Genomic DNA, 26,980 nt, shown 5'->3' with positions numbered 1-26,980 from the left:
CGGCGGCCGCCATCGCGGGCCGCCCACGCGAGGAGGGACGCTTCGATGGGGGAAAAGGTCGTGGCAGGCGCGTTCGACCTGTCCGATCGTCAGCACTACCGGGACAAGCTCCGGCGGTGCCTGACGGGGCTCGAGCGGCTCCTGGCCCAGAAGCGCTTCGATCGTCCCAAGAACCTCATGGGGCTGGAGATCGAACTGAATCTCGCGGGTGCCGACGGCCAGCCGAGAATGCTGAATGGGCAAGTACTGGAGCGGATCGCGAGCCGTGATTTCCAAACAGAACTCGCCATGTTCAATCTGGAAGTGAACATAGCCCCACACCGATTGGGAGGCCGGGTATTCGACCGGCTCGCCGAAGAACTCCGTACGTCGCTGGCATATGCCCATCGAAAGGCGGGCGAGGTGGACGCGGGTATCGTGATGATCGGTATTCTGCCCACCCTCGACCGCGACGACCTGGTCTCGTCCAACCTCTCCGAGGTCGACCGCTACACCCTCCTCAACGACCAGATCGTGGCCGCCAGGGGAGAGGAGTTCACCCTCGAGATCGACGGCGTCGAGCGGCTGTCGTGCACCTCGAAGTCGATCGTGCCCGAGGCGGCCTGCACCTCCGTGCAGCTGCACCTCCAGGTCACGCCCGGCCGCTTCGCCGCCGTGTGGAACGCGGCGCAGGCGGTGACCGCCGCGCAGATCGCCGTCGGCGCCAACTCGCCCTTCCTGTTCGGCCACGAGCTGTGGCGGGAGTCGCGGCCCCCGCTGTTCCAGCAGGCCACGGACACCCGGCCACCGGAGCTCCGGGCGCAGGGCGTCCGGCCGCGGACGTGGTTCGGGGAGCGGTGGATCGGCTCGGCGTACGAGCTGTTCGAGGAGAACCTGCGGTTCTTCCCGCCGCTGCTGCCCATCTGCGACGAGGAGGACCCGCTGGAGGTCCTGGAGGCGGGCGGGGTGCCCTCCCTCGCCGAGCTCGTCCTGCACAACGGTACGGTCTACCGCTGGAACCGGCCCGTCTACGGCATCGCCGACGGCGTTCCGCACCTGCGGGTGGAGAACCGGGTCCTGCCCGCCGGGCCGACCGTGACCGACGTGGTGGCCAACGCGGCCTTCTACTACGGAGTGGTCCGGGCCCTGGCGGAGGAGTCCCGGCCGGTGTGGTCCCGGCTGCCGTTCGAGGCGGCCGAGGCCAACTTCGACGCGGCCTGCCGGTACGGGATCGACGCGCGGTTCCAGTGGCCGCGCCGGGGGCGGCTGGGCGGCGTGACCGAGGTCGACGCGGTGAGTCTCGTACGGGACGAGCTGCTGCCGCTGGCGGAGGCCGGGCTGACCGGGTGGGGAGTGGAGCCGGCCGACCGTGACTTCTATCTGGGGATCATCGAGGAACGGTGCCGGCGGCGGACCAACGGGGCGAGCTGGCAGGTGGCGACCTTCCACCGGGCGGTGGAGGCCGGGTTGTCGCGGGACGAGGCACTGGCGGCGACCACGCGACGGTACGCGGAGCTGATGCACGCGGGGGAGCCGGTGCACACATGGCCCGTGGGGTTGCCCGAGCCTGCGCCGCTGGGGTGAGGTCCGCAGGCTTTCCGGCGCCCCGCCCGCCGCGGTGTGGGGTGTGTGGGGGGTACCGGACGCGGTAGTCCTTGTCGTCGTCCAGTCGTCCAGTCGTCCAGTCGTCGGTTGGGCGACTGGACGCTTGTCCGGGCAGGGCGAGCAGGCCGGTCGCCCTGTGCGCCGGATCGCCGTGGGGGGTGGTCGCGGCAGGACGAGTCCCAGGAAAGTGATCCGCTGCGTACGGCGGCCGCGGCGCCTCCCGCGACCGTGAGCACGCGGGCGGTCGCGACGGCCACGGCACGGCCAAGGCGCGGCCACGGCACGGCGGCGGGATACGCGGACGGGGGTCGCTGCCGCCCGGCCCGTGCTGATCGGGCAAGCTGTGACGTCCCATGACGGTGGTGTTCCCCTCCCTGTCGGCCCCGTGGCGGAATCGCGCCGCTCGGCCTGCGAAGAGGAGGTGCGCCCCCGTACGGCGTCCGTCCCCCGACGGCCTGTCACGCACGATCTCGTGACGTCTTTCGAGACCCTGGCGAGGCAGCGGTGGGGATGCGGCGGGTACCCGCAACTGGAGACAAGCGTGCAGGTGGAGGCAGGGTCGGTGGCTGATTCTTTTCCGCGGGAGCAGCTCACGCGACGGATTTTCCGCGACGAGACACTGCTCGTCCTGGGGGTTTCGCTCGGTGCGAGCGGGGTGTCCGCCCTGATCAGCTTTGTCGGATCGGTCACCAAGCCGGGCGGCTTGAAGGATCAGGCGGCGACTCTCAACGCCTCGGCCGCGCCCGGCCGTCCATGGCTCGATCTCGCCTGGCAGCTGTTCGGGATCGCCACGGCGCTCGTCCCGGTGGCGCTCGTCGCCCACTTCCTGCTGCGCGAGGGACAGGGGCTGCGGACCCTGGGCTTCGACCGCACCCGGCCCTGGCCGGACCTCGGTCGCGGGGCGGCGGTCGCGGCGGTGATCGGCAGCACCGGCATCGCCTTCTACCTGGCGGCACGCGGACTCGGCTTCAACCTCACGGTGGTGCCGGAGGCGCTGCCGGACGTGTGGTGGAAGTACCCGGTGCTGATCATGTCCGCGATGCAGAACGCGATCCTCGAAGAGGTCATCGTCGTCGGCTATCTGCTGCGCCGACTGGGCCAGTTGGGCTGGACGCCGGGCACGGCGCTCGTGGCCAGTGCCGTGCTGCGCGGCTCCTATCACCTCTATCAGGGCATCGGCGGCTTCATCGGCAACATGGTGATGGGCGTGGTGTTCGTCTACCTCTACCGCCGCTGGGGCCGGGTGGGCCCCCTGGTGGTGGCGCACTCCCTGCTCGACATCGGGGCCTTCGTCGGATACGCGCTGCTGGCGGGGAAGGTGGGGTGGCTGCCGACGGCGTGAGCCGACCCCCGCCTTCCCGCCCGGCCGTCGGCACGCCCGTCGGCACTCAGACGAGCAGCTCGCCCTCGATGACCGTGACCGCCCGGCCGCTCAGCAGGGTGCGCGCACCGCACAGTTCGGTGCGGACCCGGCCGGCTCGGGGCGAGGCCTGGAGGCCGGTCAGGGCGGTGCGGCCGAGGCGTTCGGCCCAGTAGGGCGCCAGGGCGGTGTGGGCGCTGCCCGTCACCGGGTCCTCGTCGATGCCGAGGTTCGGGAAGAAGCAGCGGGAGACGAAGTCGTATCCCAGGTCCGGGTTCTCGGCGCGGGCGGTCGCGATGACGCCGCGGCGGGAGTGCGCGGCCAGTGCCTTGTGGTCGGGCTTCAGGGCGTGGACGGTCTTCTCGTCGGCGAGCTCGACCAGCAGGTCGCCGACGTGCGGGCCGGTGTCGGAGCAGGTCAGCGGCTCGGCGCCCAGGGCCTCGGTGACCCCGTCCGGGATCTCGACCTCGGTCAGCGGGGCGGTCGGGAAGTCCAGGGTGATCGAGCCGTCCTCGGCGGGCGCCGCGACCAGGACACCACTGCGGGTGGCGAAGCGCACCGGGCCCTCGTGGGCGCCCGTGGTGTGCAGGACGTGGGCGGTGGCGAGCGTGGCGTGGCCGCACATGTCGACCTCGGCCACGGGGGTGAACCAGCGCAGGGCCCAGTCCGCTGCACCGCCCTGGGGGAGGGGGTGGGCGAACGCCGTCTCGGCGTGGTTGACCTCCAGAGCCACGTTCTGGAGCCGGTTGTCGTCCGGGAAGGCGTCCAGGAGCAGGACCCCGGCCGGGTTGCCGGTGAAGGGGCGGTCGGTGAAGGCGTCGACGATTCGGATGCGCATGCCGCTGACGGTAGGGGGTGGGCGGGGCCGTCGGCCAAGGCCAATCCGCGCGTCCTGGCCCGGTTTCGTCCGGCACGCACCGGCACCCTCCGTGACCGGGCCCGGATCGTCCCGCGCGGCACTCCCGCAGGGCACCTGGGGCGGAACCCTGGGATCCTGAGGGCGAAGAGCACGGCGCATGACCTGACGACCACGGGCGGTGAACGCCATGGCTGGGCTCGAGCAGAGCGACACCGATCCGACGGCGTCGTACGTCGATCCTCAGGGCGATCCGTTTCTGCGCACGCGGTTCGCCATACCGGCCCGGCCGGAGACGTTCCTGCGCCGTGAACGGCTGGTCAGCCATCTCGACCAGGCGTTGCGGACCCCGCTGACCATGGTCAACGGCGCCGCGGGCGCGGGGAAGACGCTGCTGGTCGCGGACTGGGCCGCGGCCCGCGACCTGCCCGTCGCCTGGCTCACCACGGACGCGGCGGAGCAGGGTCCGGGAATGCTCTGGGCGTACCTGCTCCAGGCCCTGCGGGCCTCCGGGGCGTCGCTGCCCGCCGGGATCGGCTGCCCGGCGGACGCGAGCCGTGTGCCGCCCAACCTGCTGGCCCGGCTCGCCGCCGAGCTGAGCGTCCGGGACCGGCCGGTGACCGTGGTGCTCGACGAGTACGACCGGATGATCGCCCCGGAGGTCGCCGATCAGCTGGAGTTCGTCCTGCACCACGCCGGCGACGGACTGCGCCTGATCCTCGTCACCCGTACCGAGCCGCTGCTGCCGCTGCACCGGTACCGGGCGGCCGGCGACCTGACGGAGATCCGGGGCGCGGAGCTGGCCTTCACCTCCCAGGAGGCGGCCGAACTCCTCGATCTGCACGGACTGCGGCTTGCGGCGCACGCGACGCAGGGCCTCGTGGACCGCACCCGGGGCTGGGCCGCCGGACTGCGGCTGTGCGCCCTCGCCGCACGTGAGCACCCGGATCCGGAGACGTATCTGAAGGAGTTCGAAGCCGACCACTCCACGGTCGCCGACTTCCTGCTGGCGGAGGTGCTCCGACGGCAGCCGCCCGAGACACAGGACGTCCTGCTGCGGGTCAGCGTCCTCGACCGCTTCCGCCCCGAGCTGGTGAACGCGTTGACCGAGCGTACCGACGCCGGGCCCATCCTGGCCGGCCTGCACCGCGAGAACGCCTTCGTGGAGCATCTCGGGCAGGACTGGTACCGCCTTCACCCGCTGTTCGCGGAGATCCTCCGAGCCCATCTGCGCATGCGCTCGCCAGGACTGGAGCCCGAGTTGCACCGGCGGGCCGCGCGCTGGCTGCGGGGCTCGGGCTCCCTCACGGAGACGCTGGGCCAGGGCGCTGCCGCCGGTGACTGGGAGTTCACCGCCGGCGCCCTGATCGACGACTTCGCCATCGGCTGGCTCTTCACCGGCCTGGGCTCCGAGGAACTCGCCGACCTGTTCGCCCGGATGGGACCGGAGGCCACCGGACCCGCGACGGACCTGGTCCGCGCCGCCCGTGAACTGTCCCGGCGCGATCTCGACCGGGGCCTGCGGCACCTGCGTGACGCGGAGCAGGGCCTGACGGCCGGGCTGGGCCCGACGGTCGAACCCGGCGCAGCGGCGGAGCAGGTGCTGACGGCCGCGTGGACCGCGGCGGGCGAGGAGCCCGGCATGGTGGCGGCCCGGCTGAGCTGCGCCCTGCTCGAGACGCTGGCCGGCCGGCTGACCGGCGAGCCGGGCCGGGCGGAGAGGGCCGCGGCGGCGGCCGAGGCACTGTGCGGCCGGGCTCCGGCCCATCTGCTGGAGCGACATCCCGAACTCACCGCGCTGCTGCTGGCCCACCTGGGCTCGGCACGCCTGTGGGCGGGGCGGTTCGACGAGGCGTGTGCCGCCCTGTCGCAGGTGGCCGGGTCCGGGGCAGGGGCCTCCACGGCGCTCGCCCGCGAGGACTCGCTCGGCGGGCTGGCTCTGATCGACTATCTGGACGGCTGGCTCGGCAGAGCGGAGCGCAAGGCCCGGGCGGCGGTGACGGTGACGGAGCGGTACGGCCTGCCCCAGCCGTCGGGTTCCGGCATGGGGCGCCTGGTGCTGGCCGCCGTCGCCGTCGACCGCGACGACCTGGGCCGGGCCCGCAGGCTCCTTGCCGAGGCGGCCGGGGCGGGCGGGACGGACCCGGCTCTGGAGGACCCGGTCATGGAGGCGGGCCGGGCCATCGCGACCGCCCGTCTGCATCTGGCCCGCGGCGACACCCGAGCAGCTCTCGAAGCGGCAGAACGAGCTGTTCCGGCCACCGTGGTCTCCCCCTGGGCCGCGGGCCAGACGGCGCTCGTCGTCTCCGCCGTACATCTGGCGGAAGGCCGGCCCGAGACGGCTGTCGAGGTGCTGCGGGCGGTGTCCGGCGAGCAACCGGCGTGCGCGGTGGCGGCCGCGCGCGCCCATCTCGCGGCGGGCCGGCCCGGGGTGGCGATCGACCTGCTCGACGATGTGCGGCCACAAGGCCGCGCGGGCCCCGCGGTGACCGTCCGGGCCCTGCTGGTGCGCGCGCAGGCGGCGGACCGGGCGGGAGACGCGGCCACCGCGCGCCGACTGGTCGCCCAGGCCCTGCGCGAGGCGCGGCGGGACGGGCTGCGGCGGCCTTTCGGCGAGGCCGGTCCGTGGATCCGCCCGTTGCTGGACGCCATGGCACCACGGGTGCGGCGGGCGGACCGGGGAGCACCCGGCGCGGCGGCGTCCGACGGCCCGCCGCTCCCGCTCGTGGAGGAGCTCAGCGGACGCGAACGCGACGTGCTCAGCAGGCTCGCCCTGACGATGTCGACGGAGGAGATCGCCGCCGACCTGTTCGTCTCCGTGAACACGGTCAAGACCCACCTCAAGAGCGTCTACCGGAAGCTGGCGGTCAACCGCCGCAACGACGCGGTGCGCCGCGCCCGCGAGCTGAAGCTCCTGTGAGCGGGGCTTCGGCGCCCCTCCGGCTCGCCCGTGGGGGGTGAGGTACCGACCGGGCTTCTCCGCTGTGATGGCAGGTGTGGACACCCGTCCGTCTGATTCATCCGACTCGCCTGACTCGTCCCACTCGCCGAGAGAGGTCGCGATGCCGAGGACCGCACGCGTGACGGCGGCCCGGGAACGCGCCGCCGAGCGCAGGAGGACCGCCGACTACACCGGGGGCGTCTACGGATCCATGCTCGCCGCCTCGGTGATCGTCGGCGCGGGCACCCTGGGCTCGTTCCCCCGGCTGGAGCTCGTGCTGCTGCTGTTGCTCACGGGAGTGTCGTTCTGGATCGCTCATGTGCACGCCCAGTTGTTCGGAGCGCGGTTGGTGCAGCGGAGCCTTGACCGTCGGGTGGTGCTGCACGTGTGCCGCGAGGAGTGGCCCATCGTCAAGGCGGCACTCCCGTCGGCCGTCGCCGTGGCCGTCAGCCCGCTGCTCGGCCTCGACCTCGACGGAGCCCTCTGGCTCGCGCTCGCGGTCGCCGTGGCGGGCCAGGTCGGCTGGTCCTCGGCGGGGGCACGACGGGCCGGAGCCTCGTGGCGCATGGTGGTGGTCACAGCCTCGGTGAACCTCGTGCTCGGCCTGCTGATCATCGCCTTCAAACTTCTCGTGACGCACTAGAGGGGCTCCGACGGCCGGACGCCCACCGACCGCGCGGACACCGAGGGGCAGTGACCTGCGCGGACACCGACGGAACGCGGGTCGCTCGAGGTATCACCTGCACGGGGTGAGGCCGTCCGCTCCGGCGGGGGCGCAGGATCGCAGGGTGAGTGCGCAGTCCGCCAGTCCCAGGCCATCCCGGGAGAGCAGCTCATGCGCTACGAGATCCGCGTCGACGGACACCTGTCGGAGGCGCTGACCAGGGTCTTCCCCGAACTGGACCATGTGGTCATGTCCGGTCAGACCGTCCTGTTCGGCTACGTCGTCGACGAGGCGCACCTGTACGGGCTGCTGGCCCGTTGCCAGTCCCTGGGGCTGCGGGTCCTGGAAATGCGTCAGCTGCCGGAGTGATGTGCCGGGGCGCGTCGTCGTCCCCGGCCGGCACGAGGAGGAGTCATGAGCGTTTCGCCTGGTGGTCCCGTACCGCACACCGGACCGGACGATCCGTTCGGCGGTCGTGACCGGCCGTCCGGCGGGGCGGTACCGGGGCCGATGGGCGCGGATCCCGCCGAGGCGCTGGGTGTGCTCGGGCGGTCCTGGACCTGGATCCTGGGCTCGGCGGTCGCCACGCTCGTGCCGGGCATCCTGATCCTCGTCTGGCCGGACGAGACCCTGCACGTCCTCGCGGTCCTCATCGGCCTGTACCTGCTGGTGACCGGGGTGTTCCGGTTCGTCGCCGCCTTCGGGAGGGAGGACCACGGGGAGCGCCTCACCGGCCTTCTCCTGGCGGTGCTGTACGTCGTCGCCGGAGTGCTGTGCCTGAGGAACCCACTGCAGACCATCGCGACCCTCTCGCTCGTCGTCGGGGTCCTGTGGCTGGTGTCCGGCATCCTCACCCTCTACACGGCGCTCGCCACCAAGGACCTGCCGCACCGGGGGGTCGTGCTCGGCGCGGCCGTGCTCGCCATCGTCGCGGGGATCGTCGTGCTCGCCCTGCCGACCGAGTCCGCCCGGGCGCTGACCCGGCTGCTCGGCCTGTGGCTGGTCCTGCTCGGTCTGGTCGAGGCCGCGGTCGCCTTCGCCTGGCGGGCCGCGCTGCGCCGGGCCCGGGCCACGGAGCCGGGGACCCCCGCGGGGACGCTCTGAGGAGGCCGGTGCTCTCACCCGCCTCGGGTGAGGACGTCGTGAACCGCCGCGCGCACCCTGAATACGCCACACACGGCATGTCGGGCCCCGGCCCGGAACGGAGGAAGAGATGAGTGGGGACATGTACCTCGCGTACGACTATCCGCTGCTGAGCGCCTTCTGGACGATGCTGGTGTTCTTCCTGTGGATCATGTGGTTCGTCCTGCTGTTCCGGATCGTCATGGACATCTTCCGGGACGACGAGCTCAGCGGCTGGGCCAAGGCGGGCTGGCTGGTGTTCTGCGTCGTACTGCCCTTCCTGGGTGTCTTCGTCTACGTGATCGCGCGGGGGAAGAACATGGGCCGCAGGGAGATCAAGCAGGCGCGTGACCAGCAGCAGGCCTTCGACAGCTACGTGCGCGAGACCGCCAAGGGCACGGCAGCCACCAGCAGCGTCGACGAACTCGCCAAGCTCTCCGAGATCCGTGCCCGCGGTGACATCACGGACGAGGAGTTCGACAGGGCGAAGCAGATGGTGCTGAGCGGCTCCCGCCACTGAGCAGGCGGCACGGAGCAGGCGTGATCGCCTTCTCCGGGTTCGTCATCCGGGCGCTGTGCGTGGCGAGGACGGACAGGTCCGCGGACCGACCGGACGGGCAGTCCCGTCCGCATCACCAGGAAGGCTGCAGACGATGTGCCGTTGGCTCGCCTACTCGGGAACCCCTGTCCTGCTCGAAACGATTCTCTACCGGCCGGCGCACTCGCTGATCGACCAGAGTCTGCACTCCAGGATGGGCGTGGAGACGACGAACGGTGACGGCTTCGGCGTCGGCTGGTACGGGCTCCAGGCAGACGACGGGACACCCGCGGTCGTCCGCGAGATCGGCCCGGCGTGGAGCAACCGCAATCTGCGGGAGATCGCCGGTCATGTGCGCTCGCCGCTCTTCTTCGCGCACATCCGGGCCTCGACCGGCACGGCGGTGCAGCAGACCAACTCCCACCCGTTCCGGCACGGGCGCTGGATGTGGATGCACAACGGCGCGATCGCCGACTTCCACCGGATGCGCCGGGACCTCGCCCTCGCCGTCGACCCGCGGCTGTTCCTCGACATCGAGGGGTCGACGGACTCCGAGATGATGTTCTTCCTGGCCCTGACCCTCGGCCTGGAGGAGGATCCGCCGGGCGCCGTCGCGCGGATGGTCGGCCTGGTGGAACGCGTCGGCCACGAGCACGGGGTGGAGTTCCCGGTCCAGATGACGGTCGCCGTGACCGACGGAACCCGCCTGTGGGCCTTCCGCTACTCCAGCCAGGGAGCCTCGCGGTCGCTGTTCTACAGCACCCGGGTGGAGACGCTCCGCTCGCTCCACCCCGACATGGCGTTTCTGCGCGAGGTTTCCGACGAGACCCGTCTCATCGTCTCCGAGCCCCTGGGCGACCTGCCCGGCGCCTGGAACAAGGTCCCCGAGAACACGTACGGCGTGGTGCAGCCCGGCGGGGACGAGATCGTGCCGTTCCTCCCGCAGGCGGCTTAGCGCGCGCGGCTCCCGCCGCTGTGCGGTACCGGAGCCGGTACCGCACAGCGGCGGGAGCCGCGGACGGACGTGGGCGCGTGGGCCTTTCCTGGCGTCAGCGCACGGAGAAGTCAGTGCACGGAGAAGCCGCCGTCGACGAAGAGCGCCTGTCCGGTCACATAGCCGGAGGAGCGGCCGGCGAGGAACACGGCGGCTCCGGCGAAGTCCTCGGCGAGGCCGTTGCGCCCGACCATCGTGCGCGCGGCCAGTTCCGCCACCTTCTCCGGGTCGGACTGCAACCGCGCGTTGAGCGGGGTCAGGACGAACCCGGGCACCAGCGTGTTGCAGGTGACGCCGTACGGCGACCAGGCCTCGGCCTGCGAGCGGGCCAGCGACTCCAGGGCTCCCTTGGAGACGCCGTAGGCGCCACTTTGCACGAACGCGCGGTGGGCTTGCTGGGAGCTGATGTGGATGATCCGGCCGAAGCCGCGCTCGGCCATGCCGGGCCCGAACCGCAGTCCCAGCAGATAGGGCGCCTCCAGGTTCACCGCCATCGTGGCGTCCCACACCTCCTCGCCCAGCTCGCCCATCGGCGGGCGGAGATTGATGCCCGCGCAGTTGACGAGGATGTCGGGCTCGCCGTACACCTCGGCCGCCTGCTCCGCGGCGGCGCGCACCCCGGCGCGGGTGCTCAGGTCGGCGCTCACCCAGGCCGCCCGGCAACCGTCCGCCGTCAGCTCGTCGACCGTGGCGGCAAGCTCCGCCTCCTTGCGCGCCACGATCACCACGCCCGCCCCCGCCCGGGCGAGGGCGCCCGCGATGGCCCGGCCGATGCCCGAACTGCCGCCGGTCACCACGGCGACCCGGCCGGCCAGCGAGAACAGTTCGGAGAGATAGGTGTCCGGGGTGCCGTGCGCAGGGCTGCGGGATGTCATGTCCGCACCCTAGACGGCGTCCGCGCCCCGAGGATTCCCCGACGGTGGCTGAGCCTTGCCAACGAAACTCTTCCGATATATCGTTGACGCATCGCGACAGATCAACGATGGAATGAAGGAGTGGTTTGCGATGCGTACCCACGGATTCGAGCGTGGACATGGACAGGACGACCCCCGGCGTGGCCGCGGCGGCTTCGACGGACGGCGGGCGGCTTTCGGACCCTTCGGTCCGGGCGGCCCCGGCGGTCCCGGCTTCGGGCCGGGCTTCGGCGGCCCCTGGGGCGGACGAGGGCGTGGCGGACCCAGGGGGAGGGCACGGCGCGGTGACGTACGGGCCTCGATCCTGGCCCTCCTGAAGGACCGGGCCATGCACGGCTACGAGATGATCCAGGAGATCGCCGAGCGCAGTGGCGGGGCGTGGAAGCCCAGCCCGGGCTCGGTGTACCCCACCCTCCAGCTGCTGGAGGACGAGGGTCTGATCAGCAGCGAGAGCGATGGCGGCAAGAAGCTGTTCTCGCTCACCGACGAAGGCCGCACGGCCGCCGAGGAGGGCCCGGAGGCCCCCTGGGAGGAGGCCTCGCGCGGGGTCGACTGGGAGGCTCTCAGTGAGATCCGCCAGGCCGGCTTCGGTCTGATGGAGGCCTTCGGGCAGGTCTGGAAGACCGGCAGCAAGGAGCAGCGCGAGAAGGCGCTCACGGTCATCAACGACGCCCGCAAGAAGCTGTACCTGATTCTCGCCGACGAGGACTGATCGCCGTACGACGATCTCGAGGCGCCCCGTGGAGCCGTCCGCGGGGCGCCTTCGCGCGCCGTGCGCCCCGCCCCGCCCCGTCAGGCGACCAGTCCGCCCAGCTTGCGCAGCGACTCGGTCAGTGCGGCCGTGCCGGAGTCCTTGAGCCGGCCCGCCATCAGCGACACGGCCGCGCCCGTGAACTCGCCGTCGATGCGGACCGTCGTCGCGTCGCCGTCGGGTGTCAGCGTGTAGCGGGTGGCGACGGACACCGCCATCGGACCCTTTCCGCGGATGACGAGCAACCGGGCCGGCTCCAGCTCCGCCACGGTCCACTCGACCTCGGCCGGGAAGCCCATGAGCTTCATGTTCTCCTGGAAGGTCGCGCCCACTGCGAGGGTCTCGGGGCCGCCCTTGGGGAAATTGGTGTGGGTCGCGTTCCACTCCCCGTACGCCGGCCAGTCGGTGAGCTGTGCCCACACCTTCTCGGCCGGTGCCTGGATGCGTGCCTCCGCGCTGACTTCGGCCATGCGACCACCTCTTCGTGTCGGGCAACTCGGGCTGCGGTGTCGCGGAACGTAGCTCCAGGGCCTCGAACATTCAATACTGACGAACCGTCAGGAAATGTGGAGGAGCGTGTCGACGCACGGGGGTCGGGTTCGGCCCGTCAACGGGGGGCGTGCGGCAGGATGACACGCGTCCCGGAGGGGGCGGGCCTGATCTCATCCGTAGGGAGGAGATTCCGACGGCCGGCGTCCGCTCCGTGTGGGACGCGAAGATGCTCCCCGCCGGGGATGACCGCACCCGGCCGGGACTGATGGGGTGGGGTTGTGCAATCCCGTACTTTCCGGCGGTCGCCCCAGAACCCGGTGGCGCACTGCACGGACGACGACCCCAGGCTCGCCGCCGAGCCCGCGGCGGCGCTCTCCGCCGCCCGCCGAAGGGCGGTGCGGGACGGGGACCGGCAGGTCGATACGGCCCATCTGCTGCACGCGCTCCTGGAGCAGGATCCTCAGGTGCGCGCCGCCTTCGACGGCGGACCCCGGCTCGCCCGGCTGCTCGGCTACCTCGTCCAGCGCAGCATCGGCTACGGCCTGCGCTGGCAGACCGGCGTCGAGGACTCGGGGACCCTGTCCGCCGTCACGGTCGTCGAGGGATTCTCCCCGCTGGCCGCGGCCGCCCTGGAGAACGCATGCGTACGGGCCGCCCGGCGGGACGGAGTGCCGGCCCGGGGTGTCGACCTGCTCGCGGCGATCGTCGCGGACCCGCGGGCGAGGGCCGTCGAGGTGCTGACCCGGGCCGCCGTCGACGTCCACGAACTGCGCGCACGCATCGAGGACGGCCCGCGCGAGCGCGAGGCCCACCCCGAAGGCGCCGAAGACGCCTGCTGAGCGCCCGGCGATCGGCTCCGGTGCATGCCGCCCGGCAGTTCCGCGCGTCGCCGAGCGGTGCCGTCCAGTCGATGAGACAGGTGTCAACGGGGGTGACGGTCATGTCATCGCCTGTCATCATGTGGCCGTGCATACGTCTGTGAGCAGTGAGGGCAAGCGCGGAAGGGGCATCGGGCTCGGTCTGGCGATCGGGTCGGCCATCGCCTTCGGCGGATCCGGGGTCGCGGCCAAGCCGCTGATCGAGGCGGGCCTCGATCCGCTGCACGTGGTGTGGCTGCGGGTGACCGGCGCGGCCCTGGTGATGCTGCCGCTCGCCGTACGGCACCGCGCCCTGCTGCGGACCCGTCCGGCGCTGCTCGCCGGGTTCGGCCTGCTCGGCGTGGCGGGAGTGCAGGCGTTCTACTTCGCCGCGATCTCCCGTATCCCGGTCGGCGTGGCGCTGCTGGTCGAGTACCTCGCGCCCGCCCTGGTGCTCGGCTGGGTCCGGTTCGTGCAGCGGCGGCCCGTGACACGCGCCGCCGCGCTCGGCGTGGTCCTCGCGGTGGGCGGCCTCGCCTGTGTCGTCGAGATCTGGGCGGGGCTGAGTTTCGACGTCCTGGGACTGCTCCTCGCGCTCGCGGCCGCCTGCTGTCAGGTCGGCTACTTCGTCCTGTCCGACCAGGGCAGCGACTCCGGGGAGGACCTCCCCGATCCGCTCGGCGTCATCGCGTACGGCCTTCTCGTGGGCGCCGTCGTCCTGACCGCCGTCTCCCGTCCCTGGGGCATGGACTGGTCGGTGCTCGCGCACACCGCAGGGATGAACGGCGCCGCGGTCCCCGCCTGGGCGCTGCTCGGCTGGATCGTGCTCATCGCGACGGTGGTCGCGTACATCACCGGCGTGGTCTCCGTGCGCCGGCTCTCTCCCCAGGTCGCGGGGGTGGTGGCCTGTCTGGAGGCGGTCATCGCGACGGTGCTGGCCTGGGTGCTGCTCGGCGAGCACCTGTCGCCGCCGCAGATCGTGGGCGGGGCGGTGGTCCTCCTGGGCGCGTTCATCGCCCAGTCGTCCGCACCGGCCAAGGGCGCCCCGGAGCCGGTGGCCGGCGGCGGTCCCGAAAGGGAGTTGTCGGCCCGCGGAACGGCCGCCTAGGGTGGCGATCATGCCTTCGGACGCACGCGTTCTCCCGCCCCCGGCCGCCTGAGGCGGGCCCTCCGGTCAAGCATGCCCGGCACGCGCTGCCGGGCTCGACGGTGCTGCCCGCAGAAGAAGTCCGAGGACCGCTGCCCACGCGGTGGTCTCTTCCCGAACTTCCGTGCGGAGAGAACGCATGTCCTTCTTCAGTCGTCCGGATTCCGTGTCCCTGCCCGTCGGGCGGGCCCTGCTGTATCTGATCGTCGCCGGAGCCGCCTGGGGCACGGCCGGTGCCGCCGCCTCCCTGATCTACCGGACCAGCGACCTGGGCGCGTTCGCCCTGTCGTTCTGGCGCGGCGCGGCCGGGCTGGTCCTGCTGCTCGCCGCGCGCCCGCTGCTGCGGTCCCGCGCCGGGAACGCTCCGCCGGCCTCGCTCACCCCGGAGCCGTCGCGTCGCGGGCTCCCGCGCACCGTGGTCACGGGCCTGTGGCTCGCGGTCTTCCAGACGGCGTACTTCATGGCCGTCGACGCCACCGGACTGGCAGTGGCCACGGTCGTCACCCTCGGCGCGGGGCCCGTCCTCATCGCGCTCGGCGCCCGGTTGACCCTGGGTGAGCGGCTCGGCCGCGGCGGAGCGCTCGCCGTCGCCGGGGCGCTCGCCGGGCTGGGGGTGCTCTTCGCGGGCGGCACAGGCCCGGCCGTGCACCTCGGGGGTGTGCTCCTGGCCCTGGTGTCCGCCACCGGGTACAGCGCGATGACCCTGCTCACCAGGCGCTGGGGCCGTGACGGCGGCGCGGACGCCTCCGCCACCACCGTGGGGGCGTTCACGGTGGCCGCTCTGTGTCTGCTGCCGTTCGCCCTGGCGGAGGGGCTGTTGCCGCACAGTGCGGAACCGGCCCGGGTGCTGGCGCTGCTGGTGTACATCGCGGCGGTGCCCACGGCCCTCGCCTACGCCCTCTACTTCGCGGGCGCGGCCGTCGTGCGTTCCGCCACCGTTTCCGTGATCATGCTCCTCGAACCGGTGAGCGCGGCGGTGCTGGCCGTCGCCGTCCTCGGCGAACGTCTCACGGTGACGACCTTGGCGGGCACCCTGCTGATGCTGGGCTCGGTCACCGGCCTGGCGTTCGCGGAGTCACGGGCCACCCCGGCACCGGCCTGACGGGCCGCGGGCGGGCGCGGAGCCGGTTTTCGCGCCGCGCCGCACCTCGCGCGCCGTCCCCTACGTCACCTCGCACGGTCATGCCCGCCGTCGCCGCTCCAGGTGCTCGCCGGCCGCCGCGTCGCGTGGGCCGCCGCGGGCGGCCAGCCCGGCGGCGATACGGTCCTGGGTCTCGCTCGGCCGGTGGGCCGCGTACTTGAACTTCGCGCGTACGCCGGTCACTTCGAGGCGGACGCCACGGATGCCGGACAGCAGACGGCCGTACGGCGCCTCGCCGACCGTGGGCCGGGCGGAGCCGCCCTCCGGCTGGAAGTGACCCAACTGGCGTTCCAGCAGCTCGGCCTTGGCGGTGGGATCGTCCACGATGTGTGCCGTGCAGCGGAGTTGGACCGCCGCGTAGAAGCTCGTCGGGGTGCCGTGCTCGGCGGGGGCACCGCGGCGGCGCCTGCCACGGGCCGGGTACGAACACGTAGTCGTCGACCACGCTCAGGATCACCGTCGGGTCCGCTTCCAGGGCGGGCCACAGCGGGTTGGGGCGGGCCAGGTGGGTCACGGCCTCGCCCGCGCCGGGGTCGTAGGCGAAGTGCAGGGGCTGGACGAACGGCGGCTCGCCCGCCGGGCCGTTGACCGCGAGCTGGCCGAAGTCGTGGCCCGACAGCCAGTCGCGCCATTCGGCGTCGTCGTGGGGAGCGTCCCAGGGGTGGATGAGCATCACGGCACCGCGAGGTAGTCGGGGAGTTCGGTGCCGGGGGCGAGGTCGGCCTCCGGCAGCGGCGCGCCGTAGCCCTTGCGCAACGGGAGCACGCCGGCCCAGTGCGGGAGGCCGAGGTCCTCCGGTTCGTCGTTCACGCCGCCGGTGCGGGTCTTGGCCGAGACCTCGTTCAGGTCGAGGCGGATCACCGCGGTCGCCGCCAGTTCCTTCTTGTTGGCCGGGCGCGAGTCGGCGGCCCGGCCAGGGACGACATGGTCGACGAGGGCGTCGAGCGCGCTGAGCTTCTCCTGCGGGTCCGTGACGTCGTACGCGATGCCGTGCACCACGACCGAGCGGTAGTTGATCGAGTGGTGGAAGGCCGAACGGGCCAGCACCAGGCCGTCGACATGGGTCACCGTCAGACACACCGGCAGCCCCGGGTCCGCCTCTCCCGTCATCCGCAGCGGACGCGAACCCGTGGAGCCGTGCACGTAGAGCGTCTCGCCGACCCTGCCGTACAGGGTCGGCAGCACGACCGGTGCGCCGTCACGCACGAAACCGAGGTGGCAGACGTAGCCCTCGTCGAGTATCGCGTGCACGAACTCCCTGTCGTACGAGGCCTTCTGAGCGGACCGGGTGGGGATCGTACGGTCGGTCGGGGTGTAGGCGGCGGTCCGTGCCGTCGTCTCCGGTGTCCCCTGCATGGCGTTCTCCATTGCACTAGTGCATAATAGGCTTTGTGCTAGGAGAATATCCGATCAAAGGCCGGCGTGCGGCGGAGATTTCCGCGAGCGTCGAGGCGGCGGTGGCCGCGGGTGAGCTGGGGCCGGGGCAACTGCTGCCCCCCATGCGGGAGTTGGCGTCCGCGCTGGGGGTCAATCCGAACACCGTCGCGGCCGCGTACCGCACCCTGCGGGAGCGCGGCGTGATCGAGACCGACGGCCGGCGGGGCAGCCGGGTGCGGTCGAAGCCCGCCACGACCGGGCGCGAGTTCCTCCGGGTCGAGGTACCGGAGGGCGTGCGGGACGCGGCCGCGGGCAACCCGGACACCGCGCTGCTGCCACCGCTGGCGCCGGCGTTCGCCTGGGCCGCCGCGCAGGGCGACCGGGAGCCGGTCCTGTACGGGCACGATCCGCTGGAGCCCGAACTGGGCCGCAGGGCGCGCGCGGAACTGGACGCGGACGGTGTGCCGGCCGGACCGGTGGCCGTCGCCTCCGGTTCGCTGGACGCGATCGAACGCGTCCTCGCCGCGCACGTGCGGCCGGGTGACACCGTGGCCGTCGAGGATCCCGGCTGGGGCTCCCTGCTCGACCTGGTCCCGGCGCTCGGGCTGCGCGCGGTCCCGGTCGGCGTCGACGACGACGGCCCGCTCCCCGACCAGGTGCGCCGCGCCCTGGAGGCCGGCGCGCGCGCCCTGATCGTCACCGACCGGGCGCAGAACCCGACCGGCGCGGCGGTCGGTGCCGCACGCGCGCGTGCCCTGCGTGCGGTGCTCAGGGCGCACCCGGGGACCCTCCTCGTCGAGGACGACCACGGTCACGGGATCGTCGACCTCCCGCTGCACCCCCTCGCGGGCGTCACCCGGCACTGGGCCTTCGTCCGCTCGGTGGCCAAGGCGTACGGTCCCGACCTGCGGTTCGCCGTGCTCACCGGGGACGAGGTGACCCTCGACCGGGTGCGCGGGCGGCAGCGGCTCGGTCCCGGGTGGGTCAGCCGGATCACCCAGCGGGCGGTGCTGCGGCTGTGGACCGACGGGGCGGTGGACGCGCGGGCCGTGGCCGAGGCGTACGGAAGCCGGAGGGGTGCGCTGATCACGGCGCTGGCCCAGCGGGGCGTCGAGGCGCGCGGTCGCAGCGGGATGAACGTGTGGATCCCCGTGCCGGACGAGACGGGGGCCGTCGCCCGGTTGCTCCAGGCGGGGTGGGCCGTCGCGCCCGGGGCGCGGTTCCGGATCGAGGCGCCGCCGGGGATCCGGATCACCGTGTCGACGCTGGGCCGGGAGGAGGTCGGCCCGCTGGCCGACGCGGTCGCTTCCGCGGTGCGGGTGGGTGGCGCGCGCGGCTACGTCTAGGACGCGGAGGCGCCGTGCGCGGCGGTGCCGCCGGGCGCCGTCCCGCCGTGGGTGCGCACGCCCCGGCGGCGCGGCTTCCCTCGCGTACCGGCAGTCGCCGGCGGACGGCGTTCCGCGCCGCGTCGTCGTGAACGGCTTCACCCCGTGTCAGCTCAGCCGTGGTCGATCCGGAGCGCTTGTGGGGGAGGACGTCACCGACCGGACGTCACCGACCGGACGTCGCCGACCGCACCCGTGCGGCGCGCGTCACGGGCCTGGCCGAGCGCTACGGGCGGCGCGCCTCCGGGCCCCCCGGCTTCGCGTGCCCCGTGCCCCAGGGGTGCCGGGTACCCAGCGCCCTGCTCAGGACCTGGCCCGCGCCTGGGTGAGCGCCGCTCCCGCCAGGACGATCGCCGCGCCCACCGGAGTCGACCAGCTCAGCGGCTCGCCGAGGATCGCGACGCCGGCCGCCGTCGCGATGACGGGGATGAAGTAGGTGACCATCTGAGCCGTCGTGGGGCCGACCTCCGTGACCAGGCCGTACTGGATCAGCAGGGCGAGACCCGTGCCGAGCGCGCCCAGGGCCGCCGTCGCCAGCAGCGGGACCAGCGGGAAACGGCTCGGGAAGGTGGTGAACAGCGGGGTGACCACGGCCAGTTGGGCTGTGGCGAGCAACAGCTGCCCGCCGGTCATCGACAGGGCCGAGGAGCCGGTGTTCGCCAGGGTGCGGCGGAGGTAGATCCAGCCGATCGGGTAGCTGAGCGAGGCGAACAGGGCCAGGGCGGTCCCCCGGGCGTCCAGGCCGTGGAAGCCCTGCCAGGCGCCGAGGACCGTCAGGACGCCCAGGAAGCCGAGACCCAGGCCCGCGACGCGCAGCCGGGTCGGCCGGTCCTCCGACAGCGCCACCAGGGACAGGGCCATCCCCCACAGGGGCGAGGTCGCGTTGCAGATCCCGGCCAGGGTGGAGGGGATCGTCAGCTCCGCGTAGGCGAACAGGGAGAAGGGCAGCGCGTTGAGAAGGAACGCCGCCACCGTCAGATGCGCCCAGGTGCGGGCCCCGCGCGGCAGCCGCTCGCGCTTCACCACCATCGCGACCGCGAGGACCGCCGTACCGAACAGCAGCCTGCCCAGGGTGACCTGGAAGGGCGCGTAGCCGTCGGTGCCCACCTTGATGAGCAGGAAGCTGAAGCCCCAGATCAGCGACAGCACGCCGAAACGCAGCCGCCAGTCGAGGGCGCGACGGGGGCGTGCGGGGACGTGCGGGGAGGTCCGGGCGGGGGCGGTGACAGCAGTCATGAGCGTCATGCTGCTGGACGCCGTCTCCTCACACAACCGAGAATATTCGAGCGATACCTCGTAGCATCGCTTACATGTTGAACCTGGAGCGTCTGCGCACCCTCGACGCGCTGGCCCGGCACGGGTCGGTCAGCGGCGCCGCACTGGGGCTGCACATCACCACCTCGGCCGTCTCGCAGCAGATGGCCAAGCTGGAGCGGGAGGTCGGCCAGCGGCTCCTCGCCAAGCAGGGGCGAGGAGTGCGGCTCACGGACGCGGGACGGCTGCTCGCCGACCACGCCTCCCGGATCCTGTCGCAGGTCGAGCTCGCGCAGTCCGATCTGGAGGCCCAGCGCGGACAGGTGGTGGGGGAGCTGCGGCTCTCCGCGTTCCCGACCGCGGCACGCGGACTGTTTCCCGTCGCGCTCGCCGAGCTGCGCAAGGCGCACCCGGGGCTGCGCCTGCGCTCGTGCGAGCTGGAACCCGAGCGCGGGGTCGCGGGCGTGGTCCGCGGCGACCTCGACCTCGCCGTCGTCCTGGACTGGTACAACAAGCCGATGCCGGTGCCGGACGGACTGGTCAAGGCGCCCATCCTGGACGATCCCGCCGATGTCGCGATGCCCGCCGGGCACCCCCTCGCGGACCGGGACGAGGTGGACCTGGCGGAGTTCCCCGAGGACGAGTGGATCACCTGGGGCGAGGGCGAGTTCTGTCACGAGTGGCTGATGTTCACGCTGCGCTCACGGGGCGTCGAGCCGATCGTCGGGCACCGGGCGGCCGAGACGCACACCCAGCTCGGTCTGGTGGCCGCCGGACTGGGCGTGTGCATCGCGCCGCTGCTCGGACGTCACCCGGTGCCCGAGGGCGTCGTGACGGTTCCCCTGCGGCAGCGGGTGCGCCGGCACGTGTACGTGCTCTGGCGGGCGGACGCCGACCGCCGCCCGTCGATCCGGGCGGCGGTCGCGGCGCTCAAGGCCGCGGGGAAAGCTGTGGGCTGACCCGGCCGATCGGACGGAACCGCCCTACGAGCCGCCCAGCTTGCGGAAGTCCCAGGACACGATCTTCGACGGCTTCAGCCGCACCCACGCGTGCCGGCCGTCGTGCGGCATCGCGTCCAGGCCGAAGTTCTTGCGCGCGAAGCGCGTCTCCACGGCGTCGAGTTCGGCACACAGCTCACCGGTGCGCGGGCTCTCGCCCACGAACTCCACCACGCCGGACAGCTCCACGCCCCGCAGCGCGTCGTACTCCTCGCCCGTGTCGATCACGATCGCGACCCGGGGATCGCGCTTCAGGTCCGCCCAGCGCTTGCTGCGCACGACGGAGTACAGCCACAACGCGGTGCCGTCCCAGAGAAACCACAGGGCGCTGACGTGCGGGGCGCCGTCGGTGGACACGGTCGCGACCCGGCAGGTGCGCTGGAGGGTGAGAAACGCGTCCAGTTCACCCGGCGACATCATGATCTTCCGGCCCCGGCGCTGTGTGACGGTCATCCGGCCCCTCATTCTTCTCTTGTGTGTACGTGCCGCTCTCCTGAAATCCCGTCAGGAAAGCATGGGTGTTCTTCCTTCTGCGCGCAATGGCGGTTACTGTCGCCCGCCGCACACCGACGCCAGGAGGAGTCATGCCGTCGTACGAACAGCTCAGCGCCCTCCTCGACCCGGCGAGCACCGTCCTGATCACGGTGGAGTGCCAGCAGGGCGTCGTCGGACCGGATGCCGCGCTGCCCCAGCTCGCCCGCGCGGCACGGGAGTCGGGGGCCCTCGCCAACGTCGCCCGGCTGGTCGCGGCGGCCCACGCGAGCCGCGTCCAGGTCGTGCACGCCGTCGCCGAGCGCCGCCCCGACGGCCGGGGCGCCAACCGCAACGCCCGGTTGTTCCGCGCGGCCGAGCGCCTGCCCGTCCAGCAGCTCGCCGGCACCGACGCGACCCGCCCGGCGCCTCCGATCGAGGTGGCCGAGCAGGACCTCGTGGTACGGCGGCTGCACGGGCTGTCGCCGGTGCAGGGCACCGACGTCGACGCCCTGCTGCGCAACCTGGGCTGCCGCACCCTGGTGGTGACCGGCGTCTCGGCCAACGTGGCGATCCCGAACACCGTCTTCGACGCCGTCAACCGGGGCTACACGGCCGTCGTGCCGTCGGACGCCATCGCCGGGGTGCCGACCGACTACACCCCCGCGATGATCCGCCACACCCTCGCCCTGGTCGCCACGGTCGTGACCACCGACGAGGTGCTGGCCTGCCTCCGGCGTCCGGCCGTCAGGCCAGTGTGATCGAGTCGCCGCTGACGGTGATCGGCACCTCGGGCAGCGGCTTCTGCGCGGGGCCGCTCTTCACGCTGCCGTCCGTGATCGAGAAGTTGCTGTTGTGACAGGGGCAGTTGATGACGCCGTCGCTGATGCTCTTCACCGCGCAGCCCTGGTGGGTGCAGACGGCGGAGAACGCCTTGTAGGTGCCCGCCGTCGGCTGGGTGACCACCACCTTCTCGGCGTCGAACACCTTGCCACCGCCCTCGGGTATGTCGGCGGTCGTGGTGAGCGCGGCGCCGGCCGCGGCGTTGTCCCCGCCGCCCGTGCCGCCGGTGCTCGCGGCGTCGCCGGACCCGGTGGAACCCGACGTGCCGGCCGAGGCGGACGAGCTCGACGAGTCGTCGTCGGAGCCTCCGCACGCGGTCAGCGCGACGGAGAGCCCCGCGGCTCCGGCGGCTGCCACGACGGCACGGCGGGCGGGCCCCGACGCGGACTTGATCGATGCGCTGGTCATGCTGAGGGTTCCCTTCCAGGGGATGCGTGGATCTGCCGAGAGGTACGAGCCGCGGGCGCCGGTCGTTCAGCACCCCGCCAAGTCCGGACGGTGTCGAGATACTGACCCGTCAGAGATGAGTGCGGCGTAAGCCAGAGCTGTCGCGCAGCTGTCGGCCACGCATCGTGCCAGGCCCAGTAGCCTGGGGCGATGCTCAAGGAAGTCACCGCGACCCGCTTCGTCACACCCCTGCGTGAGGGCGGCTCCCTGCCGGGACTCGTCGAGGCCGACGACTTCGGTCTGTACGTCATGAAGTTCACCGGCGCAGGGCAGGGCCGCAAGACGCTCGTCGCCGAGGTGGTCTGCGGCGAGCTCGCCCGCAGGCTCGGCTTCCGGGTGCCCCGGCTGGTGACCGTGGAGCTCGACATCGTGCTGGGACTCGGCGAACCCGACCAGCAGGTACAGGAGTTGCTGAAGTCCAGCGGCGGCACCAACCTCGGCATGGACTTCCTCTCCGGCGCCCTCGGCTTCGATCCGCTCGCCTTCCCGGTGAGCTCCGGGGAGGCCGGCCGGATCGTCTGGTTCGACGCGCTCGTGAACAACGTCGACCGCTCCTGGCGCAACCCCAACCTGCTGGTCCACCGCGGCGACCTGTGGATCGTCGATCACGGCGCCACCATGATCTGGCAGCACAACTGGCCCACCGCCGAGACCTCCGCGGCCCGCCCCTACGACGCCTCCGACCACGCTCTGACCCCGTTCCGACCGGACGTCGCGGCAGCGGCGGCGGAGCTGGCGCCGCTGATCACCGCCGACCTCCTCGCCGAGGTCACCGCCGAGATCCCCGACGTCTGGCTGGCGGACGAGCCCGGCTTCGACACCCCGGACGCGCTCCGGCGGGCCTACGCGGCCCCTCTGCTCGCCCGTGCCGCCGTCATCCACGACCGCATCAAGGGGACCAAGTGAACGAGCGCCACATCACCCGGCCGGGCCAGGGCGGCGACCGGGACGTCTTCGAGTACGCCCTGCTGCGGGTCGTACCGCGCGTCGAACGCGGCGAGTGCGTCAACGCGGGCGTGCTGGTGTACTGCCGCGGCCAGGACTACGTCGGTGCCCGCACCCACCTCGACGAGGCGAAGCTGCTGGCGCTGGATCCGGACGCGGACGTGAACGGGGTGCGCGCCGCGCTGCGGGCGGTCGAGGGTGTGTGCGCGGGCGGCGCCTCGGCCGGTCAGGCGGCGCACGACGACGCCGGACGGCGCTTTCGCTGGCTGATCGCGCCCCGCTCGACCATCGTCCAGCCGGGCCCCGTCCACACGGGGCTCACCACCGATCCCGCCGCCGAGACGGCGCGGCTGCTGGAACTGCTGGTGAGGTAATGGATCACACCCGCGCCGTGTGGCGTTGACACCGGGTGCCAGGGCTTCTAGCGTCACGTCTGCCGAAGGTACTAAGCGGTCGCTCACCACTCGGGCGCATCCAGATTTTCTCAAGGGCGAGGAGAACCAGCAATGTCCACCACTGAGCAGCGGGTCGCCGTGGTCACGGGCGCGGCGCGCGGCATCGGAGCCGCCACCGCCGTACGGCTGGCCGCGGAAGGCCGTGCGGTCGCGGTCGTCGACCTCGACGAGGCCGCCTGCAAGGACACCGTCGAGAAGATCACCGCGGCGGGCGGCAAGGCCGTCGCGGTCGGCGCCGACGTCTCCGACGAGGCCCAGGTCGAGGCGGCGATCGCACGGGTCGTCGCGGAGCTGGGCGCGCCGACGATCCTCGTCAACAACGCGGGCGTGCTCCGCGACAACCTGCTGTTCAAGATGAGCGCCTCGGACTGGGACACCGTGCTCAACGTGCACCTGCGCGGCTCCTTCCTGATGACCAAGGCCGTTCAGAAGCACATGGTCGACGCGGGCTTCGGCCGGGTCGTCAACCTGTCCTCCTCCTCGGCGCTCGGCAACCGCGGCCAGGCCAACTACTCCGCCGCCAAGGCCGGTCTCCAGGGCTTCACCAAGACCCTCGCCATCGAGCTCGGCAAGTTCGGCATCACCGCCAACGCCGTCGCCCCCGGCTTCATCGCCACCGACATGACCGCCGCGACCGCGGCCCGCGTCGGCATGGGCTTCGAGGAGTTCAAGGCCGCGGCCGCCACCCAGATCCCGGTCGCGCGCGTCGGCGAGCCCGACGACATCGCCAACGCGATCGCCTTCTTCACGAACGAGGCCGCCGGCTTCGTCTCCGGCCAGGTGCTGTACGTCGCCGGCGGACCGCTCGACTAAAGGCCACTAGGGAGCACTGGGGATCACGAACATGACTGAACTGCCCGCACTCTCCGGCAAGGTCGCCCTCGTCACGGGCGCCAGCCGCGGCATCGGCTACGGCGTCGCCGAGGCACTCGTCGCCCGCGGCGACCGGGTCTGCATCACCGGCCGCGGCGAGGACGCGCTCAAGGAGGCCGTCGAGCAGCTCGGCGCCGACCGGGTCATCGGCGTCGCCGGCAAGGCGCACGACCCGGCGCACCAGGCCGCCGCCGTCGAGCGCACCATGGAGGCCTTCGGCCGCGTCGACTTCCTCGTGAACAACGCCGGTACGAACCCGGTGTTCGGGCCGATCGCCGACCTCGACCTGGACGTGGCCCGCAAGGTCTTCGAGACCAACGTGGTCTCCGCGCTCGGCTTCGCGCAGCGGACCTGGCACGCCTGGCAGAAGGACAACGGCGGCGCGATCGTCAACATCGCCTCCGTCGCGGGACTCTCCGCCTCGCCGTTCATCGGCGCGTACGGCGTCAGCAAGGCCGCGATGATCAACCTGACCCAGCAGCTGGCGCACGAGTTCGCGCCGCGTGTGCGGGTCAACGCGATCGCCCCGGCCGTGGTGAAGACGAAGTTCGCCCAGGCGCTGTACGAGGGCCGCGAGGAGGAGGCGGCCGCCGCCTACCCGCTCGCCCGGCTCGGCGTGCCCTCCGACATCGGCGGTACCGCCGCGTTCCTGACCTCGGAACAGTCGGACTGGATCACCGGCCAGACGCTCGTCGTCGACGGCGGGATCTTCCTCAACGCCGGCGTGGGCTGATCACGGCTCGGCCTGAACCCGACACCCGCGCGCGGGCGTCGTTTCCTGACGGAAACGGCGCCCGTGTCGTCGTTCGGGCGTCACGCGGGGCGATGACAACGTAGTCACCATGAAGTGATCAAGAATGCTTCAAGGGCGCGGGTTCACGGCGCGTGAGGCTGCGGTATGGTCTGCCAACCCTTGGCATGGCAGATCGAGGAGCGTGCGCGTGTTCAACCGGAACCGATCCTTGCAGCAGATGGCGGCGATCGTGTCCATATCCCTGGTGGCCGGATGCAGCCTCCTGGGAGAGGAGAGCTCCGACGACGCCGGACCGATCGTCGTGGGCACCACCAGTGCTCCCAGCACGCTCGACCCCGCCGCCGCCTGGGACGGCTCGTGGGAGTTGTTCCGCAACATCTACCAAACGTTGCTGAGCTACCCCAACGGAGCGACGAGTCCCCAGCCGGACGCCGCCGAGTCCTGTGACTTCACGGACGATTCGAACCGTACGTACAAGTGCGAACTCCGCGACGGTCTCAAGTTCTCCAACGGCGACAAGCTGGACGCGAACGCCGTGAAGCACTCGATCGACCGGATCAGGACGATCAACGCCGAGACCGGCCCCAACGGACTCCTGGGCAGCCTCGACAGCGTCGAGACGAAGGGCGACCGGGTGGTCCTCTTCCGGCTCAACAAGCCCGACGCCACCTTCCCGTTCGTGCTGGCCACCCCGGGCATGTCCCTCGTCGACCCCGACGACTACTCCGCGAAGGCCCTGCGCAAGTCGGACGGCATCGTCGGCTCCGGCCCGTACCGGCTCCAGTCCTATGAACAGGGCAAGCAGGCCGTACTCGTACGGAACGACAACTACAAGGGCTTCGCCGACCGCAAGAACGACGCGGTGACCATCCGCTACTTCCAGGACTCCGGCGAGATGGTCAAGGCCCTGCGCGCCAAGGACATCGACATCACCTACCAGGGTCTCGCCGCCGACGACATCGTCGACCTGGACGGCAAGAACGCCGCCAACGAGGGCCTCCAGCTCATCGAGGGCGCCGGCAGCAACATCAACTACCTGGTGTTCAACCCCAAGGACCCGTGGTCCGAGAAGGTCGCCGTGCGCCGGGCCGTGGCCCAGATCGTGGACCGGGCCGCGATCGCGCACGAGGTCTACAAGGACACCGTCGAGCCGCTGTACTCCATGGTCCCGTCCGGCCTGACCGGCCACACCACCGGCTTCTTCGACTCCTTCGGCGACCCGGACAAGGGCAAGGCCCGCAAGATCCTCACCGAGGCGGGGATCACCGAGACCGTCCCGCTCACGCTCTGGTACACCACCGACCGCTACGGCTCCGACACCGCTCTGGAGTTCAAGGAGATCAAGAGGCAGCTCGACGCCTCGGGTCTGTTCTCGGTCACGCTCAAGAGCCGTCCCTGGAACACCTACGTCGTGGGATACCAGAAGGGCGAGTACCCCGTGTTCGGCCGCGGCTGGGCCCCGGACTTCCCCGACGCCGACAACTTCATCGCCCCCTTCGTCGGTGATCAGAACGCGCTCGGCACGCCGTACCCGGCGAAGGAGATCACGCAGGTGCTGCTGCCCCGCTCCCGCGGGGAGAGCGACCGCGCCAACGTCGTGAAGGACTTCGAGGAGGCCCAGCAGATCCTCGTCGACGACGCCCGGCTGCTCCCGCTGTGGCAGGGCAAGCAGTACCTGGCCTCGTCCGAGGACGTCTCCGGCGGCGAGCGGTCCCTGGACCCCTCGACGATCATGATGGTGTGGGAGCTGACGCGGAAGACCAGCTGGTAGGTGGTCGGCGACCGGCCCGCAAGGCCGGTTGTCAGTGGTCGCCTGT

General features: G+C 72.1%; 27 protein-coding genes and 1 pseudogene. 20 read left to right on the top strand and 8 right to left on the bottom strand.

Going from position 1 to position 26,980, the window contains the following annotated elements:
• Positions 1 to 45: 45 nt before the first annotated feature.
• Together QF030_RS08905 and QF030_RS08900 are read left to right on the top strand one after the other, a co-directional pair.
• Complete coding sequence (locus QF030_RS08905) at positions 46 to 1,563, top strand: glutamate--cysteine ligase (protein ID WP_307162121.1); 1,518 nt, start codon at positions 46 to 48, stop codon at positions 1,561 to 1,563.
• 562 nt (positions 1,564 to 2,125) lie between these two features.
• Positions 2,126 to 2,926, top strand: a complete 801-nt coding sequence (locus tag QF030_RS08900) for a CPBP family intramembrane glutamic endopeptidase (RefSeq protein ID WP_307162120.1) — start codon at positions 2,126 to 2,128, stop codon at positions 2,924 to 2,926.
• 46 nt (positions 2,927 to 2,972) lie between these two features.
• Here the strand turns inward: QF030_RS08900 and QF030_RS08895 are convergent, their stop codons facing one another.
• Complete coding sequence (locus tag QF030_RS08895; protein ID WP_307162119.1) at positions 2,973 to 3,782, bottom strand: PhzF family phenazine biosynthesis protein; 810 nt, start codon at positions 3,780 to 3,782, stop codon at positions 2,973 to 2,975.
• Between the two features lie 208 nt (positions 3,783 to 3,990).
• Between QF030_RS08895 and QF030_RS08890 the strand changes: the two genes are divergently transcribed.
• The 6 genes from QF030_RS08890 (at position 3,991) to QF030_RS08865 (ending at position 10,020) form a co-directional block, all read left to right on the top strand.
• Positions 3,991 to 6,720: a LuxR C-terminal-related transcriptional regulator gene (locus QF030_RS08890; RefSeq protein ID WP_307162118.1), complete on the top strand. Its 2,730-nt coding sequence runs from the start codon at positions 3,991 to 3,993 to the stop codon at positions 6,718 to 6,720.
• Positions 6,721 to 6,862: 142 nt separating this feature from the next.
• Entirely contained in the window at positions 6,863 to 7,384 is a 522-nt protein-coding gene (locus QF030_RS08885; protein ID WP_307162117.1) for a hypothetical protein, read from the top strand.
• 192 nt (positions 7,385 to 7,576) lie between these two features.
• Positions 7,577 to 7,774 (top strand): hypothetical protein, encoded by a 198-nt coding sequence (locus QF030_RS08880; protein ID WP_062646518.1) that lies wholly within the window; start codon positions 7,577 to 7,579, stop codon positions 7,772 to 7,774.
• A 45-nt stretch (positions 7,775 to 7,819) separates the two neighbouring features.
• Entirely contained in the window at positions 7,820 to 8,509 is a 690-nt protein-coding gene (locus tag QF030_RS08875) for an HdeD family acid-resistance protein (RefSeq protein ID WP_307162116.1), read from the top strand.
• A gap of 109 nt (positions 8,510 to 8,618) precedes the next feature.
• Positions 8,619 to 9,047 (top strand): SHOCT domain-containing protein, encoded by a 429-nt coding sequence (locus QF030_RS08870; RefSeq protein ID WP_307162115.1) that lies wholly within the window; start codon positions 8,619 to 8,621, stop codon positions 9,045 to 9,047.
• A gap of 133 nt (positions 9,048 to 9,180) precedes the next feature.
• Entirely contained in the window at positions 9,181 to 10,020 is an 840-nt protein-coding gene (locus tag QF030_RS08865; RefSeq protein ID WP_307162114.1) for a class II glutamine amidotransferase, read from the top strand.
• A gap of 110 nt (positions 10,021 to 10,130) precedes the next feature.
• Here QF030_RS08865 and QF030_RS08860 read toward each other — a convergent pair whose 3' ends face one another.
• Positions 10,131 to 10,934 carry an SDR family NAD(P)-dependent oxidoreductase gene (locus tag QF030_RS08860; RefSeq protein ID WP_307162113.1) on the bottom strand — a complete coding sequence of 268 codons (804 nt, stop codon included), beginning with the start codon at positions 10,932 to 10,934 and terminating at the stop codon, positions 10,131 to 10,133.
• 130 nt (positions 10,935 to 11,064) lie between these two features.
• On the opposite strand from QF030_RS08860, the gene QF030_RS08855 reads away from it, so the two are divergent.
• Positions 11,065 to 11,685: a PadR family transcriptional regulator gene (locus QF030_RS08855; protein WP_307162112.1), complete on the top strand. Its 621-nt coding sequence runs from the start codon at positions 11,065 to 11,067 to the stop codon at positions 11,683 to 11,685.
• Positions 11,686 to 11,765: 80 nt separating this feature from the next.
• Here QF030_RS08855 and QF030_RS08850 read toward each other — a convergent pair whose 3' ends face one another.
• Positions 11,766 to 12,194, bottom strand: coding sequence for a type II toxin-antitoxin system Rv0910 family toxin (locus QF030_RS08850; protein ID WP_307162111.1), 429 nt, complete (start codon positions 12,192 to 12,194; stop codon positions 11,766 to 11,768).
• A 300-nt stretch (positions 12,195 to 12,494) separates the two neighbouring features.
• Here QF030_RS08850 and QF030_RS08845 point away from each other — a divergent pair, with 300 nt between their 5' ends.
• The 3 genes from QF030_RS08845 to QF030_RS08835 all read left to right on the top strand — a co-directional run bounded on the left by QF030_RS08845 (position 12,495) and on the right by QF030_RS08835 (position 15,322).
• On the top strand, positions 12,495 to 13,055 hold the full coding sequence (locus tag QF030_RS08845; protein WP_307162110.1) for a Clp protease N-terminal domain-containing protein: 561 nt from the start codon (positions 12,495 to 12,497) through the stop codon (positions 13,053 to 13,055).
• Positions 13,056 to 13,176: 121 nt separating this feature from the next.
• A complete protein-coding gene (locus QF030_RS08840; RefSeq protein ID WP_307162109.1) occupies positions 13,177 to 14,181 on the top strand; it encodes an EamA family transporter in 1,005 nt (334 codons plus the stop codon).
• Positions 14,182 to 14,359: 178 nt separating this feature from the next.
• Positions 14,360 to 15,322: a DMT family transporter gene (locus QF030_RS08835; RefSeq protein WP_307162108.1), complete on the top strand. Its 963-nt coding sequence runs from the start codon at positions 14,360 to 14,362 to the stop codon at positions 15,320 to 15,322.
• 78 nt (positions 15,323 to 15,400) lie between these two features.
• Here QF030_RS08835 and QF030_RS08830 read toward each other — a convergent pair.
• Together QF030_RS08830 and QF030_RS08825 are read right to left on the bottom strand one after the other, a co-directional pair.
• Positions 15,401 to 16,034, bottom strand: a pseudogene (locus tag QF030_RS08830) (FMN-binding negative transcriptional regulator).
• Positions 16,034 to 16,717 carry a pyridoxamine 5'-phosphate oxidase family protein gene (locus QF030_RS08825; RefSeq protein WP_307162107.1) on the bottom strand — a complete coding sequence of 228 codons (684 nt, stop codon included), beginning with the start codon at positions 16,715 to 16,717 and terminating at the stop codon, positions 16,034 to 16,036. Before QF030_RS08825 ends, QF030_RS08830 begins: the two are co-directional and overlap by 1 nt.
• Positions 16,718 to 16,752: 35 nt before the next feature.
• On the opposite strand from QF030_RS08825, the gene QF030_RS08820 reads away from it, so the two are divergent.
• Positions 16,753 to 18,084 carry an aminotransferase class I/II-fold pyridoxal phosphate-dependent enzyme gene (locus QF030_RS08820; protein WP_307162106.1) on the top strand — a complete coding sequence of 444 codons (1,332 nt, stop codon included), beginning with the start codon at positions 16,753 to 16,755 and terminating at the stop codon, positions 18,082 to 18,084.
• A gap of 342 nt (positions 18,085 to 18,426) precedes the next feature.
• Here QF030_RS08820 and QF030_RS08815 read toward each other — a convergent pair whose 3' ends face one another.
• Complete coding sequence (locus QF030_RS08815; protein WP_307162105.1) at positions 18,427 to 19,359, bottom strand: DMT family transporter; 933 nt, start codon at positions 19,357 to 19,359, stop codon at positions 18,427 to 18,429.
• A 74-nt stretch (positions 19,360 to 19,433) separates the two neighbouring features.
• Between QF030_RS08815 and QF030_RS08810 the strand changes: the two genes are divergently transcribed.
• Positions 19,434 to 20,336, top strand: a complete 903-nt coding sequence (locus QF030_RS08810) for a LysR family transcriptional regulator (RefSeq protein WP_307162104.1) — start codon at positions 19,434 to 19,436, stop codon at positions 20,334 to 20,336.
• A gap of 24 nt (positions 20,337 to 20,360) precedes the next feature.
• Here the strand turns inward: QF030_RS08810 and QF030_RS08805 are convergent, their stop codons facing one another.
• A complete protein-coding gene (locus tag QF030_RS08805; protein WP_307162103.1) occupies positions 20,361 to 20,828 on the bottom strand; it encodes a pyridoxamine 5'-phosphate oxidase family protein in 468 nt (155 codons plus the stop codon).
• Between the two features lie 131 nt (positions 20,829 to 20,959).
• Between QF030_RS08805 and QF030_RS08800 the strand changes: the two genes are divergently transcribed.
• Positions 20,960 to 21,607 (top strand): cysteine hydrolase, encoded by a 648-nt coding sequence (locus QF030_RS08800; RefSeq protein WP_307162102.1) that lies wholly within the window; start codon positions 20,960 to 20,962, stop codon positions 21,605 to 21,607.
• On the opposite strand, the gene QF030_RS08795 is transcribed toward QF030_RS08800, so the two are convergent.
• Positions 21,594 to 22,097 carry a Rieske (2Fe-2S) protein gene (locus tag QF030_RS08795; protein ID WP_307162101.1) on the bottom strand — a complete coding sequence of 168 codons (504 nt, stop codon included), beginning with the start codon at positions 22,095 to 22,097 and terminating at the stop codon, positions 21,594 to 21,596. The genes QF030_RS08800 and QF030_RS08795 overlap by 14 nt on opposite strands.
• 189 nt (positions 22,098 to 22,286) lie before the next feature.
• Between QF030_RS08795 and QF030_RS08790 the strand changes: the two genes are divergently transcribed.
• From QF030_RS08790 to QF030_RS08770, 5 genes are all read left to right on the top strand, one after another.
• Complete coding sequence (locus tag QF030_RS08790) at positions 22,287 to 23,042, top strand: HipA family kinase (RefSeq protein WP_307162100.1); 756 nt, start codon at positions 22,287 to 22,289, stop codon at positions 23,040 to 23,042.
• Positions 23,039 to 23,455, top strand: coding sequence for a DUF3037 domain-containing protein (locus QF030_RS08785; protein ID WP_307162099.1), 417 nt, complete (start codon positions 23,039 to 23,041; stop codon positions 23,453 to 23,455). The genes QF030_RS08790 and QF030_RS08785 overlap by 4 nt, the downstream gene beginning before the upstream one ends.
• Positions 23,456 to 23,587: 132 nt before the next feature.
• Positions 23,588 to 24,349, top strand: coding sequence for a 3-oxoacyl-ACP reductase FabG (gene fabG, locus QF030_RS08780; protein ID WP_307162098.1), 762 nt, complete (start codon positions 23,588 to 23,590; stop codon positions 24,347 to 24,349).
• Positions 24,350 to 24,380: 31 nt separating this feature from the next.
• Positions 24,381 to 25,142 (top strand): SDR family oxidoreductase, encoded by a 762-nt coding sequence (locus QF030_RS08775; protein WP_307162097.1) that lies wholly within the window; start codon positions 24,381 to 24,383, stop codon positions 25,140 to 25,142.
• Between the two features lie 208 nt (positions 25,143 to 25,350).
• Complete coding sequence (locus QF030_RS08770) at positions 25,351 to 26,934, top strand: ABC transporter substrate-binding protein (protein ID WP_307162096.1); 1,584 nt, start codon at positions 25,351 to 25,353, stop codon at positions 26,932 to 26,934.
• Positions 26,935 to 26,980 lie beyond the last annotated feature (46 nt).

Origin of the sequence: Streptomyces rishiriensis, assembly GCF_030815485.1 — a bacterium.
GTDB classification, from domain to species: domain Bacteria; phylum Actinomycetota; class Actinomycetes; order Streptomycetales; family Streptomycetaceae; genus Streptomyces; species Streptomyces rishiriensis_A.
The sequence above is the reverse complement of the archived record's forward strand: the minus strand, read 5'-3'. Positions and strand labels throughout refer to the sequence as shown.